Below are 13,805 nucleotides of genomic sequence, written 5' to 3' on the forward strand. Positions count from 1 at the left end.
AGACCTCCCATGACTTCGATGATGGATTTGCCGCCCTGCTCCATACTGCTCCTGGCGGGTGGGCGCGGCCAACGCATGGGCGGTCAGGATAAAGGGTTGCTGCAATGGCACGGTGAACCACTGATTGCTCATCTGCACCGCAAGACCCGCGCATTGAGCGATGACCTGATCATCTCCTGCAACAGGAACCCGGAGCGGTATGCCCCCTACGCCGACCGGCTGGTCCATGACGACGAAGGGGATTTTCCGGGGCCTTTGGCCGGCATCCGGGCTGGCCTGAAGGCCGCCAGGCATGCGCAGCTGATGATATTGCCTTGTGACGTCCCGCGCATCGATGCCGCGTTGCTCCAGAGCATGCGCGAAACCGCCAGCCGGCATCCGGACAAACCCTTGATGCTGCGCCAGGGCGAACATTGGGAGCCCTTGCTGTGCATCATCCCCGTGGCACTGTCCGACGCTTTTGAGAGAGCCTGGCACGACGGTGAACGTAGCCCGGGTCGCCTCATGCGCAAGCTGGGGGCCCATGCACTGCAATGTCCCGACAATGACCCTCGCCTGGCAAACCTCAATACCCCGGAACTGTTAAGTACCCCTAACGTTGTGTCAGACTGACACCACCGACGGAACTTGCACTGTTTGTATACGTCTCAAGCTCAGTAACCAAAAGAATTCAAATTCGGAGACACACTCATGACTCAACGGACCCTTGCCACTTTCATGCTCGCACTGGGCCTCGCCACCCTTGCCGGTTGCGCCTCGCCAACAGTGATCACCTTGAATGACGGTCGCGAAATCCAGGCCGTCGACGCACCAAAATACGATGACGAATCAGGTTTCTACGAATTCGAACAACTGGATGGCAAGCATAATCGCGTGAACAAGGACCAGGTGCGTACCGTCAAGGAGTTGTAATTCTTGCGCTGACGACCGGATACTGAAAAGCCCGCTTTATGCGGGCTTTTTCGTGGCCACTTTTCGTTCCCAGGAAGCGCTGCTTACCACTGCAGCGTGATCGCGCTTTCGAAGCTTCTTTCCTGACCGTCCACCGGATCGACAAAGCGCAGCCCCTGGGCCAGCAGCTTCAAGGGATTGGCATAGTCATCCACGACGCCCTTGAGCACCTGAGGATAGAAGGGGTCATTGCAGATACTCGCGCCCAGGGCGGTCATGTGCACGCGCAATTGATGCTTCTTGCCCGTCACCGGGTACAGCGCATACCGCCACAGATCACCGTTCTTCTCCCGGACCTCGACGGCCGTTTCGGTATTGCTGGCACCCGGACCTTCCTGCATGCGGAAGAAAGGCTCGCCATCGATGAGCCGGCTCTTGTGCACCAGTGGAAAGCAGAGGTCAGGCAATGCCCCGGCAATCGCCTCGTAGCGCTTTTCGATCTGCCGCGCAGGAAACAACGACTGGTACGCCGACCGGCTCCGCGGGTTGGCTGAAAACAGCACCAGCCCCGCCGTGTGCCGGTCGATGCGGTGCAAGGGCACCAGGTGCGGGTTATCCAGGCGGCGAATCAACCGTCGCAGCAGGGTCTGCTCCACATATTCGCCGGCCGGCGTCACCGGCAGGAAATGCGGTTTGTCCGCCACCACCAGATGCTCGTCCGCGTACAGGATCGACTCGACCACCGGGATCGGCTTTTCGTCCGGCACCTCTCGAAAATAGTGGATCCGCAGACCTTCCTTATAAGGCAGATCAAGGGCAATCGGGGCGCCATGCCCATCGAGGACCCGCCCGCGGGCGATTCTGTCCAGCCATTGTTCACGGCCAATGGCGCTGAAGTGTTCACACAGGCAATCAAGCACGGTCTGCCATGGCCCCGGCGGCAGGGAGAGCGTGCTGGCCTGGGTGTGTGCTGCAGTAAAAGATGAAATGGACATACGAACGTTCTGACCCTCGATACAGGGCGGCATTATCCTACAGCAGCCGGATAGAGCCTAGTGTCCTCAAGCCGGCATGGACCGGGTCTGCGCTGCCGCGTCGGTGAACTCCTTGAGCCAGCGCAGCACGTCGACTGCCTCCCAGCGACCCGGATCGTACAGGGCATACAACAAGCCCTGATAACCCACGACATCCAGCTGCCTGTGATAGCCCGCGCGCTGGAACAAGGCTTCGATTTCGGCGAAACAGGTGTTGAAATGCAGTTTATTGAAGGGGGTTTTGCCTTCGGTGACCAGGCCATCCAGACGCAATTCGGTGACGGCCTCGCGCACCACGTCCGCCGACATCCGGTTCACGCTGTTCTTCAATTGTTCGACATTGACCAAGTTCATCCCTCTCACTTCGGGGATCGCCTGCCAATCCCTCAGGAGGGACGCATGGCAGGCAATCGGAATAGCTGTATGCACATACAGTAGCCGATTAACCTGCTTTTCGCCAAGGGAGGAACGAGAACGGCGACGGGTGGGCCGCCACCGATAGCGTCCGATCACCCCAGGAACGCCACGACCTGCTCGGAATCGAAAGGCCAGAAGAGTTCAGCGCCGTTATCACGGCGCCGCAATACAGGAATACGCAAACTGTAATCTTCGAACCAGGTTTCGTCGTCAGCGATATCCACCAGTTCCACCAGCAGACCGCGCTCGACAAATTCCATCAGCATGGCTTCGGCCACTTCACACAGATGGCACCCTATGGTGCCGAACAGCTGACATTCAGGAGGCATGACGACAAGACCCGACTAAGTAGGCGTTTATTCTAGGCCGGCGAGCAAAAGCAGTCGAGGCAATGAGCCAAGCGTCTGAGCAACGGTGGATTTCAGAAGATTTCGGCAAACTGCTGACTCAAATCATTCGTGCGCGGTGGAACTTGCGCGATGCTCATGGCCTTTTTGCCTCTACGCTTGAGTAGCCAGACCTGAATGCGGAGAGTTTTGTGTTCGCCAACCTGTTGATCATCTTCGCCGCCTCCCTGGTGGTGATTGCACTGTTCCAGCGCCTGCGCTTGCCGCCGGTGCTGGGCTACCTGTGCGTGGGGCTGGTGATCGGGCCGTCCGCATTCAATTGGGTCAATGAAAGCGAAGACTTGCCGGACCTCGCCGAACTGGGGGTGGTTTTCCTGCTGTTCTCCCTGGGGCTGGAGTTTTCCCTGACGAAAATGCTCGCGTTGCGCCAAGTGGTGTTTGGCCTCGGCAGCCTGCAAGTGCTGGGCACCGCGATGTTGCTGGGTGGCATTCTGATACTGCTCGGCATCTCGACCTTGCCTGCGCTGTTGCTCGGTGCCGGCTTGTCGTTGTCCTCCACCGCCATCGTCAGCAAGGAGCTGGGCAGTCTCGGCGAAATTTTCAGCAGCCACGGCCAGAATGCCATCGCCGTGCTGCTGTTCCAGGATGTGGTGGCGGTGTTGCTGCTGACGATGGTGCCGGTGTTCGCCGGCAGCAGTGACCAGGCCTGGTACTGGGCGCTGCCACTGACGCTGGGCAAGACCGTGGTGCTGTTCGTCGGTCTGCTGCTGGCCAGTCGCTGGATACTGCCACGGCTATTCCATGAAGTAGCGGCGGCCCGCTCCGCCGAGTTGTTCGTGCTGCTGGCGCTGGTGATCGTGCTGCTGACGGCCTGGTTGACCCACCTGCTCGGCCTCTCACCGGCCCTGGGTGCATTCCTGGCCGGCATGCTGTTGGGCGAAAGCCACTACCGGCACCAGATCGAAGCCGACATTCGCCCTTTCCGCGACATCCTGCTCGGCGTGTTCTTCGTCAGTATCGGCATGCTTATCGATTTGCGGTTGTTCGCCAGCCATGGCCTGCTGATTCTCGGCCTGACCCTGGGGTTGCTGCTGCTCAAGGGCAGCGTCGTTGCGCTCCTGGTCAAATGGCGTGGCAGCGATGGCGAAACCGCCTGGCGCAGCGGCCTGGCGTTGGCCCAGGGTGGCGAGTTCTGCTTTGCGCTGATGGCGCTGATGCAGCAAAACAAACTGATGCCCGCCGATTTTGGCGGCCTGCTGCTTGCCGCCACTTTCTGCTCGATGCTGTTGACGCCCTTGCTGTTGCGCGCCGCACCCCGCATCGCAATACACCTGCACCGCAAGCCCAACGAAGAAGCGAAACTCGAGGAAATCAGCGCACTCACCGCCGACTTGCATCACCATGTGGTGATCTGTGGCTATGGTCGTGTCGGCCAGTCGATCGGACGCGCGCTAAGCAATGCGCAGCAACCCTATGTCGCACTGGACACTGATCCGGTGCGTGTCCAGGAAGCCGCCGTGGGTGAAACCTGTGTGCATTATGGCGACTCACGCCGCGGTGAACTGCTGGTCGCGATCGGGCTGGAGCGCGCCAGGCTGCTGGTGATCGCCGTGGATCAGACCGACATCGCCTTACTGATCCTCAAGGAAGCGCGGCGACTCAACGCGGCCGTGCCGATCCTGGTGCGCACCCGCGACGACAGTCAACTGGCCGAGCTGAAGGCATCCGGCGCCAGCGAAGTGGTGCCGGAACTGCTGGAGTCAAGCCTGATGCTCGCCTCCCACGCGCTGATCATGCTGGGGTTACCCGCCCATCAGGTGCAGGAGCGCGCCGACCAGATCCGGCACGACCGCTATCGCCTGTTGCACGGCTTTTATCCCGGCGCCGACGATGAAGAGCATTGACTCAGTCCTGGCTGACAGCGCCGATCTTGTGCACCGACAAGTCCGCGCCGTAATACTCTTCTTCCTGACTCAGGCGCAGGCCATGGAACGCCTTGATCACGCCATACACGGCAAAGCCGCCGACCAGCGCCACCACCACGCCCAGCGCAGTACCGATCAATTGGCTGATCAGGCTGACCCCGCCCAGGCCACCCAATGTCTCCTGGCCGAAGATGCCGCAGGCGATTCCGCCCCAGACGCCGCACAAGCCATGCAATGGCCACACCCCCAGGACATCGTCGATCTTCCATTTGCCTTGGGCGGCGGTAAAGCAACCGACAAACAGCGCACCGGCAACGGCACCGGTCACCAGCGCACCCACCGGGTGCATCAGGTCGGAGCCGGCGCAGATCGCCACCAACCCGGCCAGCGGGCCGTTATGCAGAAAGCCCGGGTCATTGCGCCCGACGATCAGCGCGGCCACGGTGCCACCGACCATGGCCATCAGCGAATTTACCGCCACCAGGCCGCTGAGACCTTGCAGGGTTTGCGCACTCATCACGTTGAAACCGAACCAGCCGACGATCAGGATCCACGAACCCAACGCCAGGAAAGGAATGCTCGAGGGGGCGAACGCGACCAGTTTGCCGTCGCGATAACGACCATTGCGTGGCCCGAGCAACAACACAGCCGCCAGTGCCAGCCAGCCCCCCATGGCGTGGACCACCACCGAACCTGCAAAATCATGGAAGCTGGCGCCAAAGCGTTCCAGCAACCAGGCTTGCACGCCAAAGTTGCCGTTCCAGATCATGCCTTCGAAAAACGGATAAATGAACGCCACGATCAAGGCCGTCGCGCACAACTGCGGGACAAACCGGGCTCGCTCGGCGATCCCGCCGGAAATGATCGCCGGGATCGCCGCGGCAAACGTCAGCAGAAAGAAAAACTTCACCAACCCGTAGCCATGATCGGCATTGATCACCGCCGCCGGTTGCATGAAGCTGACCCCATAGGAAATCCAATAGCCTATAAAGAAATAGGCCAGGGTCGAAATCGCGAAGTCGCTGAGGATCTTCGACAGGGCGTTGACCTGATTCTTCTGGCGGACCGTGCCGACTTCCAGAAAGGCAAAACCGGCGTGCATGGCCAGTACCATGACCGCGCCGCCGAGAATGAACAAGGTATTGGAGCTATGGATCAGACTGTCCACAGCGCTTTGCAGATTTTCCATGGATTGGCAGACCTGAAGGCTAAAAAAGCACCAAAGCAGTTCGCACAGACAATTCATGCACCAAGTTGCAACCTTTGCGGATCGGTACGGGGATCCGATGAGCCACTTTGGCGCACAAGGCTGAAGCCTTTGCGCGAGGTTTCGTTATTTGAGATAAGGTTTCGCTCGAATCATGCCCGGCAACAGCGCAACGGCGCAGGCGCACGCACCATGACATAGCAAAAGTTGTACCAGTCATTTGTACTGAACCTTCAGCCAAGGCTCATACTCGAACGCAACAGACGCCACCTACGGAGATCCACCCATGGCCAGCATCAAGGCAAAGACTGCTCAAGAAATTCTGATGAATGACTTTCAAACACTGGTCAGCGACACCGAGCGGTTGCTGGAACACACGGCGACGCTGGCCGGGGATCAGGCTGATGAATTGCGTTCGCAAATCCACGACAGCCTGCTGCGTGCCCGGGAAACCCTGAAACTGACCGAAGATTCCCTGCGCGAACGCGGCAAGGCCGCCGTCACCGCGACTGAAGACTATGTTCAGGCCAACCCATGGCAATCGGTCGGGATCGCGGCGGGCGTGGGCTTCCTGATTGGCCTGCTGGCCACTCGGCGCTGATTATGGCTATCGGCGAATCCGGCTCGTCCGCGACGGGCCCAAGCTCCTCACCGCGGCGCCTGGGTGCCGCTTTTCTTGGACTGCTGCACAGCCATGTCGAACTGTTCGGCATTGAATTGCAGGAACAAAAAGCCCGCACGGTCAGCCTGTTGCTGTTCGCCGGCCTGGCGCTGGTGTTTGCCTTGCTGTTGCTGGTCGGCTTGTCGACGATGGTGTTGATCCTGTTCTGGGACACCTATCGCCTGCCGGCCATCATCGCGCTCTGCGTGTTTTATACCCTCGCGTGCGTCTTCTGCGGCATGCGGTTGAGAGCGGCGATTTTCGATGAGTCCTCGCCCTTTCACAACACGCTGGAAGAATTGGCCAATGATCGGGAGCGCCTGCTGCCATGAGCTTGCCTGCATTGCCTCATAACAACTCGCGCACGGAAATGCGCAAGGCATTGATCCGCCTGCGGATGGAAATGCATCGCCAGGAAATCCGCCACGAATCCGCGCAATTGCTGCAACCCCTGGCGCGCGTGCGCGGGATGACGCAAAACCTGCAGGATGGTTTCGGCATCAAACATGCACCGCTATGGGGCGTGGCGGCCGTGACCTTGCTGGGTTTTCTGACCGGCAAGGGCGCCAGGAGCGGCGGGGCCAGTGGCCTCACCCGCCTGGTTCGGCTGGGGACCACGCTGGGTCCGTTGATCAAGCTGGTCATGCAAGGCTCCTCGCGCAATCACCACTAGGCCACAAACTGGCTGCATGCTGGTAATGTCACCGGGATGAGCCTCTTTATCGAAGGGGTGATCCCGGTGACGGCTGCAGTGCCAGACATGCCGTCATCGCCGGCACGCCATGCGCCTGCAGGTGTGTGCGTGTTTTCCCCTTGCAGGCCATCGCGCGAACCCGGAAGCTAGGGATTCAGTCACCTGACAGAGAGCACCCGCCTTGGATTGGCAAACCCTGCTTACTCGCGAACGCCTCGGAAAGCCACTGCACAGCCCGGAAGAACTCGGCCGCAGCCCATTCCACAAAGACCACGACCGCATCATTTTTTCGGGAGCGTTTCGCCGCCTCGGGCGCAAGACGCAGGTTCATCCAGTCTCCAGCAACGATCACATCCACACGCGCCTGACCCATTCGCTGGAAGTCAGTTGCGTCGGCCGCTCGCTGGGCATGCGCGTCGGTGAAACCATCCGCAGTGCCCTGCCCGACTGGTGCGAACCCAGTGACCTGGGGATGGTCGTGCAATCGGCCTGCCTGGCCCACGACATCGGCAATCCACCCTTCGGCCACTCCGGCGAAGACGCCATCAGGCACTGGTTCCAGCAAGCCGCCGGCCGTGGCTGGCTGGACGCCATGAGCGAAGTCGAACGCGATGACTTCCTCAATTTCGAAGGCAATGCCCAAGGCTTCCGGGTACTCACGCAGCTGGAATATCACCAGTTCGACGGCGGCACCCGGCTGACCTACGCCACCCTGGGGACTTATCTTAAGTATCCATGGACGGCAAAACACGCGGACTCACTGGGCTACAAGAAGCACAAGTTCGGCTGCTATCAGAGTGAACTGCCGCTGCTGGAGCAGATCGCCCACAAGCTCGGCCTGCCGCAACTGGAGGACCAGCGCTGGGCGCGCCACCCGCTGGTGTACCTGATGGAGGCCGCCGATGACATCTGCTATGCGCTCATCGACCTGGAAGATGGCCTGGAGATGGAGTTGCTGGAGTATGCCGAAGTCGAATCGCTGCTGCTGGACCTGGTAGGTGACGATTTGCCGGAAACCTATCGCCAGCTCGGTCCGCGGGATTCGCGCCGGCGCAAACTGGCGATCCTGCGCGGCAAAGCCATCGAACACCTGACCAATGCCGCGGCCCGTGCCTTTGTCGAGCAACAGGACGCGTTGCTGGCGGGTCTGCTGCCCGGCGATCTGGTGGAGCACATGCATGGCCCCGCCAAGCAATGCGTGTTGAACGCGAAGGACATGGCACGCAAAAAGATCTTCCAGGACAAGCGCAAGACCTTGCACGAAATCGGCGCCTACACCACCCTGGAAATCCTGCTCAATGCCTTCTGCGGCGCGGCACTGGAACAGCATGACGGTCGCACGCCCTCCTTCAAGAGCCGGCGCATCCTCGACCTGTTGGGCAACAATGCGCCCGATCCTCAAGGTCCCTTGCACACTTCGTTCCTGCGCATGATCGATTTCATCGCGGGCATGACCGACAGCTATGCCAGTGACATGGCATTGGAAATGACCGGTCGTTCCAACCATTGACAGCAACCGGCTGATCTGGCCATTTCGACAGTTGAAATGGCCGATCAACGCTTGAAAAGCCAAGTACATTCAACGCTCGCTGAATCCCCCTACAGCTCGTGGTAAGTGCACTGATCGTCTGTGTGGGCTTCTCGCTCAATAATCACACTCCACTGTACTCGACAGATGAAGCGTGAGTAATCCCATGTTCGAAGACGATCTGCGCATCCTGCTGGTAGAGGATCACCCTTTCCAGCTCAGGGCGACCCAGTACCTGCTCGAGAGTTACGGCTTCACTCAATTGACCCCCGCCGACAGTGCCGAAGGCGCGATGCTCCATATGTTCAGGGCGGCGCAACCCTTCGATATTCTTTTATGCGATCAATGCCTGCCCGACCTTCCAGGCCTCGAGTTGATCGAATACGCCAGTCATCGGGGAATGATCAGGCAAGCCATACTGCTAAGCAGCCTGACAGCCGTTGAACTGGACGGATTAAAACAACGGGCCAACGAACATCAGCTGCCCCTGTTGGGTTGCCTGGTCAAGCCGTTGAAACAATCCGAATTTCTAAACTTGTTGACCTTGGCCTCACCAGGAAAAAAGTTTAATCCCAGACACTAGAACCCGGTCCAAAACACAATTTGAAACTTCCGAAACAAACATTCAAACATCTCGCCTAAACACCCACCACTGTCACCTTCTCCACAAAAAATCCAGTTGATACGTAGTCCTATTCTTTTTCGCTCGTAGGAATATTCCTAGATTGCTGCAGCAGGTCCGTCAGTTCATGCGTCACCTCAACTATCTGAGCTAAGGTGCGTGCTTTATTCGCGCTCGTATGGGATTTGATTATGAACTCCGTTTTTATCGTCGACGATCACCCTGTCATCCGCCTTGCCCTCCGAATGCTGCTAGAACATGCAGACTTCAAAGTCGTCGGCGAATCGGATAATGGGGTCGATGCCATGCAGATGATTCGCGAATGCATGCCTGACCTGGTCATTCTCGATATCAGCATTCCCAAACTCGACGGACTGGAAGTTCTTACTCGTATCAACCAAATGTGTACGCCGATAAAAACACTGGTACTCACGGCACAATGCCCGAAACTTTTCGGTATTCGCTGCATGCAATCCGGCGCCTCCGGCTATGTGTGCAAACAGGAAGAGCTCAGTGAACTGGTCAGTGCCATCAAGGCGGTATTTTCAGGTTACAACTATTATCCAAGTGAAGCCCTGAGTCCTGTTCGTGGCGATGATGCGCATTATGCCGACCTGGAGTTGTTCAAGGCCGTCAACGATCGTGAACTGATGGTGTTGCAACTTTTTGCCCAAGGCCGCAGCAACAAGGAAATTGCCAAAGGCATGTTTCTGAGCAACAAGACGGTCAGCACCTATAAAAAACGACTCATGCAAAAACTCAGGGCCAAATCCCTGGTTGAACTCATCGAGATGGCAAAACGTAACGCGTTAGTGTGAGAAGCAGGATGCCCAGCCGCATAAAGGACTGCCTGATACTCATGGCCGCTGGTTTAAGCCTGAGCACCTCGCTGCCCGCTGCACAGACCGCCAGCAACAATCTCACCCTGCTCAGTCGTTCATCGGCCGGGCACCTGGAGATGCAACTGGATCAATCCCAACGCCAATGGATCAAGAACAAGGGTGAACTGATTCTCGGCACTTCGGCCCCGGATTATCCGCCCTTCGACCTGACTGTCAGCGGTCACGAGTATGAAGGCTACACCGCCGACTATGCCGGCATCCTGGGCCAGTCCACCGGTTTGACCATCAAGGTCCGGCGCTTCGAGTCCCGGGGGGCGGCGATCGAGGCACTCGAAAACGGCGAGGTCGACCTGCTCGGCACCGCCAATGGCTTTGAAGCTCACAATGCCCTGGACATCGTGCTGTCCGAACCCTACGCCGTGGATCAGCCGGTGCTGGTGACCCGCGAAGACGAAAGCAGGTCCCTGAGCGAAGGTCTCGCCGGTCTGCGGCTGAGCATGCTGTATCACTATTTGCCGTTGGAGGAAGTCAGGGCGGTCTATCCCAAGGCGATCATCACGTCCTATCCGTCCTACCAGAACGCGATCAATGCCGTGGCTTTCGATCAGGCTGACGTCTTCCTCGGCGATACCATTTCAACCCACTACATGATCAACAAGGGCTACCTGAACAACATCCGCATGGCCAATTTCGGCAAACACGAAGCCCAGGGTTTCAGCTTTGCCGTGAACCGGAACAACCCCGAACTGCTGGGGATTATCAATGCGATGCTCAAGGCTGTCCCCAGCGGCGCGCGAGAAAGCATTGCCAAGCGCTGGAGCGCTGGTAGCGACATTCTGCTCACCGATCAAAAGCTGCAGCTCAGTGACAACGAAGAACGCTGGCTGACGCAACACCCGGTCGTGCGGGTGGTAGTCAATGAAGCGTTTGCGCCGCTGACGTTTTTCGACAACGACGGCAACTTTCGCGGCATTACCGCAGACCTGCTCGAACTGATCAGGCTGCGTACCGGCTTGCGTTTCGACATCCGGCGCAGCCGCAGCGATGGCGAGATGATCGAGCAGGTCAACACCCGACAAGCCGAGCTGATCGCCGCCCTGCTCCCCAGCGCCCAACGTGAAGCAAGCCTGAGTTTCACCCGCCCGTATCTGCAAAACTCCTACGTCCTGCTGACCCGCAAATCCGCCAATAGCCCGACCAGCCTTGCTCAATTGCACAACAAACGCCTGGCGATCGCTCAAGGCAATCCCATGGTGGATGACTTGCGCCGCGAGTTCCCGCAGATCAAGTTGATTGAAACCCCGGACACCTTCAGCGCCGCGGAACTGCTGGCCGAAGGCAAGGTACAGGGTGCGGTGAGCTCACTGGTGGTTGCCAACTACTTCCTGTCATCGCGGATTTTCGAACACACGCTGCGAATCAGCAGCACCCTCGGAACCCGGCAGGCCGCCTTTTCCCTGGCGACCGGACGGGACGCCCACGAGCTGAACGCCATCCTCGACAAGGCGCTGCTGAGCATCTCGCCGGAAGAACTGGGCATCATCAACAGTCGCTGGCGTGGCTATTCGGCGACCTCGCAAAACCCCTGGCGCAACTATCACCGGCTGTTTTTTCAGATCGTCATCGGCGCCGGCGTACTGCTGCTGATTTCCGTTGCCTGGAACGCTTACATGCGTCGACAGATAAAGCAGCGCCAGGCGGCCGAGCGTGCGTTGAACGACCAATACGAATTCATGCGATCGCTGGTCAACGGCACCCCGCATCCCATCTATGTGCGCGATCGCCAAGGGCTGCTGCAAAGCTGCAACGACAGTTACCTGGAAGCCTTCTGCGCGAAACGTGAAGAGGTCATCGGCAAAAGCGTCATGCAGGGCACCATGAGCAACGCCTTCGAAGCGCGGGAATACCAGGCCGACTACCAGCGCGTCGTGGCCGAGGGCATACCGCTGATTCTCGACCGGCCGCTGCATATCGGTGGTCGCCGACTGACGATCTACCACTGGATTATCCCTTACCGCGATTCCAGCGGTGAGGTGCGGGGCATCATTGGCGGCTGGATCGACATCAGCGAGCGGCGGCAACTGTTCGATGAGTTGCGCTGTGCGAAAGAACGGGCCGATGAGGCCAACCGGGCCAAAAGCACGTTCCTGGCGACCATGAGCCATGAGATTCGCACGCCGATGAACGCGGTCATCGGCATGCTCGAACTGACGCTCAAGCGTATCGATCACCAGCACCCGGACCGTCCGGCGATCGATGTGGCCTACAACTCGGCAAAGGACCTGCTCGAACTGATCGGGGACATTCTCGATATCGCGCGGATCGAGTCCGGCCGCCTGAGCCTGAGCCCGGAACGCGTCAATCCCGGTGAGATCGTGACCTCGGTGATACGGATTTTCGATGGGCTGGCGCGTCAGAAAAATCTTGAACTGCTATTGGAGTTTCACCCTGCCAATCCGCAGGTCGATGTCGTATTGGACCCGTTGCGCTTCAAGCAGGTGCTGTCCAACCTGGTCAGCAACGCCATCAAGTTCACAGAGCTCGGTCAGGTCAGAATCAGCGTGACCCTGCAACCCACCGACGAACCCGAGCGAGTCCGGATGTTGTTGCACGTCCAGGACAGTGGCATCGGCATCAGCGAACAGGATCGGCAACGGTTGTTCGAACCCTTCGCTCAAGCCGATCACTGTGAACGGTCAAGCAGGGGTGGCGCAGGGCTGGGCCTGGTGATCAGTCGCAGCCTGTGCGAAATGATGGGCGGCAGCCTGCAATTGAGCAGCCAGCCGGGTGTCGGTACCCGGGTCCAGGTGTCGCTGTGCCTGGCAACGCTGCCATGCGAGCAGCTCCCTGAGGCTGTTGAAGCGCCCATCCATTGCACAAGGTCCCCCCTGAACGTTCTGGTGGTCGACGATCATCCGGCCAATCGCTTGCTGATGTGCCAGCAGCTTGAGTTTCTGGGGCATCGATTCAGTGTCGCAGCGGATGGCGCAGCAGGATTCGAGGCGTGGCAAGCACAGGCATTCGACCTGGTGATTGTCGATTGCAACATGCCGATCATGAATGGCTACGAATTGGCCCGCGCCATTCGCCGGCAGGAACAGCACACGCAACGCCCACCCTGCACCGTCCTGGGGTTCACCGCCAACGCACAGCCGGAAGAAATACAGCGCTGCAAACAGGCCGGCATGGACGACTGCCTGTTCAAGCCCCTGACGCTGACAGCGTTGAGCCAATGGGTTGAAGGCATCGAGCCCACCGTTTGCGATCCGGCCTTCAGCCTGAAAGCGTTGCACCCGTTGACGGGAGGCAACCCGGTTCTGGAGCGGCGACTGTTGACCGAACTGTTCAACAGCAACCAGCTGGACCGACAAGCGTTGCTGGGGTTGTCCGGGTCCGGGGATCGGCAGTCATTTCTCGATATTGCCCACAAAATCAAGGGCGCCGCCCGAATAGTCCAGGCCACCCGCTTGATCGACAGCTGCGAGGCGCTGGAGAACGCCTGCCATGAAGTGTTCCATCGCGCCACAGTCACCGAATGCAGCAAAGCCATGGAGAGCGCCATGCTCGAATTGGAGCAGGCGCTGCAACAGCAACTTCGACAAAACGACAACAGCAGAATGAAAGAGGCTTAACTATG

At 59.0% G+C, this 13,805-nt stretch carries 14 protein-coding genes; 10 read left to right on the forward strand and 4 right to left on the reverse strand.

The genetic code is table 11. From position 1 onward, the window contains the following. Nucleotides 1-9: 9 nt before the first annotated feature. Together mobA and F8N96_RS22655 are read left to right on the forward strand one after the other, a co-directional pair. The gene (gene mobA, locus F8N96_RS22650) at nucleotides 10-612 is read left to right on the forward strand and encodes a molybdenum cofactor guanylyltransferase MobA (RefSeq protein ID WP_150799709.1); all 603 of its coding nucleotides are present in this window, start codon (nucleotides 10-12) and stop codon (nucleotides 610-612) included. A gap of 78 nt (nucleotides 613-690) precedes the next feature. Continuing rightward, nucleotides 691-912, forward strand: a complete 222-nt coding sequence (locus F8N96_RS22655; protein ID WP_128871566.1) for a YgdI/YgdR family lipoprotein — start codon at nucleotides 691-693, stop codon at nucleotides 910-912. An 83-nt stretch (nucleotides 913-995) separates the two neighbouring features. Here the strand turns inward: F8N96_RS22655 and F8N96_RS22660 are convergent, their stop codons facing one another. From F8N96_RS22660 to F8N96_RS22670, 3 genes are all read right to left on the reverse strand, one after another. Next, nucleotides 996-1,886, reverse strand: coding sequence for a pseudouridine synthase (locus tag F8N96_RS22660; protein WP_150799710.1), 891 nt, complete (start codon nucleotides 1,884-1,886; stop codon nucleotides 996-998). 66 nt (nucleotides 1,887-1,952) lie between these two features. Further along, nucleotides 1,953-2,273: a transcriptional regulator gene (locus F8N96_RS22665; protein ID WP_150767277.1), complete on the reverse strand. Its 321-nt coding sequence runs from the start codon at nucleotides 2,271-2,273 to the stop codon at nucleotides 1,953-1,955. Nucleotides 2,274-2,434: 161 nt separating this feature from the next. Beyond that, on the reverse strand, nucleotides 2,435-2,671 hold the full coding sequence (locus F8N96_RS22670) for a glutaredoxin family protein (protein WP_150799711.1): 237 nt from the start codon (nucleotides 2,669-2,671) through the stop codon (nucleotides 2,435-2,437). A 209-nt stretch (nucleotides 2,672-2,880) separates the two neighbouring features. On the opposite strand from F8N96_RS22670, the gene F8N96_RS22675 reads away from it, so the two are divergent. Beyond that, nucleotides 2,881-4,593 carry a cation:proton antiporter gene (locus F8N96_RS22675; protein ID WP_150799712.1) on the forward strand — a complete coding sequence of 571 codons (1,713 nt, stop codon included), beginning with the start codon at nucleotides 2,881-2,883 and terminating at the stop codon, nucleotides 4,591-4,593. A gap of 1 nt (nucleotide 4,594) precedes the next feature. Here the strand turns inward: F8N96_RS22675 and F8N96_RS22680 are convergent, their stop codons facing one another. Beyond that, nucleotides 4,595-5,803 (reverse strand): ammonium transporter, encoded by a 1,209-nt coding sequence (locus tag F8N96_RS22680; protein WP_150799713.1) that lies wholly within the window; start codon nucleotides 5,801-5,803, stop codon nucleotides 4,595-4,597. 304 nt (nucleotides 5,804-6,107) lie between these two features. On the opposite strand from F8N96_RS22680, the gene F8N96_RS22685 reads away from it, so the two are divergent. From F8N96_RS22685 to F8N96_RS22715, 7 genes are all read left to right on the forward strand, one after another. After that, nucleotides 6,108-6,422 carry a DUF883 family protein gene (locus F8N96_RS22685; RefSeq protein WP_128871571.1) on the forward strand — a complete coding sequence of 105 codons (315 nt, stop codon included), beginning with the start codon at nucleotides 6,108-6,110 and terminating at the stop codon, nucleotides 6,420-6,422. Between the two features lie 2 nt (nucleotides 6,423-6,424). Beyond that, a complete protein-coding gene (locus tag F8N96_RS22690; RefSeq protein ID WP_150799714.1) occupies nucleotides 6,425-6,814 on the forward strand; it encodes a phage holin family protein in 390 nt (129 codons plus the stop codon). Then, nucleotides 6,811-7,155: a hypothetical protein gene (locus F8N96_RS22695; protein ID WP_150799715.1), complete on the forward strand. Its 345-nt coding sequence runs from the start codon at nucleotides 6,811-6,813 to the stop codon at nucleotides 7,153-7,155. Before F8N96_RS22690 ends, F8N96_RS22695 begins: the two co-directional genes overlap by 4 nt. Before the next feature lie 202 nt (nucleotides 7,156-7,357). Beyond that, nucleotides 7,358-8,686, forward strand: coding sequence for a deoxyguanosinetriphosphate triphosphohydrolase (locus F8N96_RS22700; protein WP_150799716.1), 1,329 nt, complete (start codon nucleotides 7,358-7,360; stop codon nucleotides 8,684-8,686). 184 nt (nucleotides 8,687-8,870) lie between these two features. Beyond that, on the forward strand, nucleotides 8,871-9,287 hold the full coding sequence (locus F8N96_RS22705) for a response regulator (RefSeq protein ID WP_150799717.1): 417 nt from the start codon (nucleotides 8,871-8,873) through the stop codon (nucleotides 9,285-9,287). 230 nt (nucleotides 9,288-9,517) lie between these two features. Next, nucleotides 9,518-10,144, forward strand: coding sequence for a response regulator transcription factor (locus F8N96_RS22710; protein ID WP_150799718.1), 627 nt, complete (start codon nucleotides 9,518-9,520; stop codon nucleotides 10,142-10,144). 8 nt (nucleotides 10,145-10,152) lie between these two features. Further along, nucleotides 10,153-13,800, forward strand: a complete 3,648-nt coding sequence (locus F8N96_RS22715) for a transporter substrate-binding domain-containing protein (RefSeq protein WP_150799719.1) — start codon at nucleotides 10,153-10,155, stop codon at nucleotides 13,798-13,800. The last annotated feature ends 5 nt before the right edge of the window (nucleotides 13,801-13,805 follow it).

Origin of the sequence: Pseudomonas fluorescens (genome assembly GCF_902497855.1) — a bacterium.
GTDB classification, from domain to species: Bacteria; Pseudomonadota; Gammaproteobacteria; order Pseudomonadales; family Pseudomonadaceae; genus Aquipseudomonas; species Aquipseudomonas fluorescens_BI.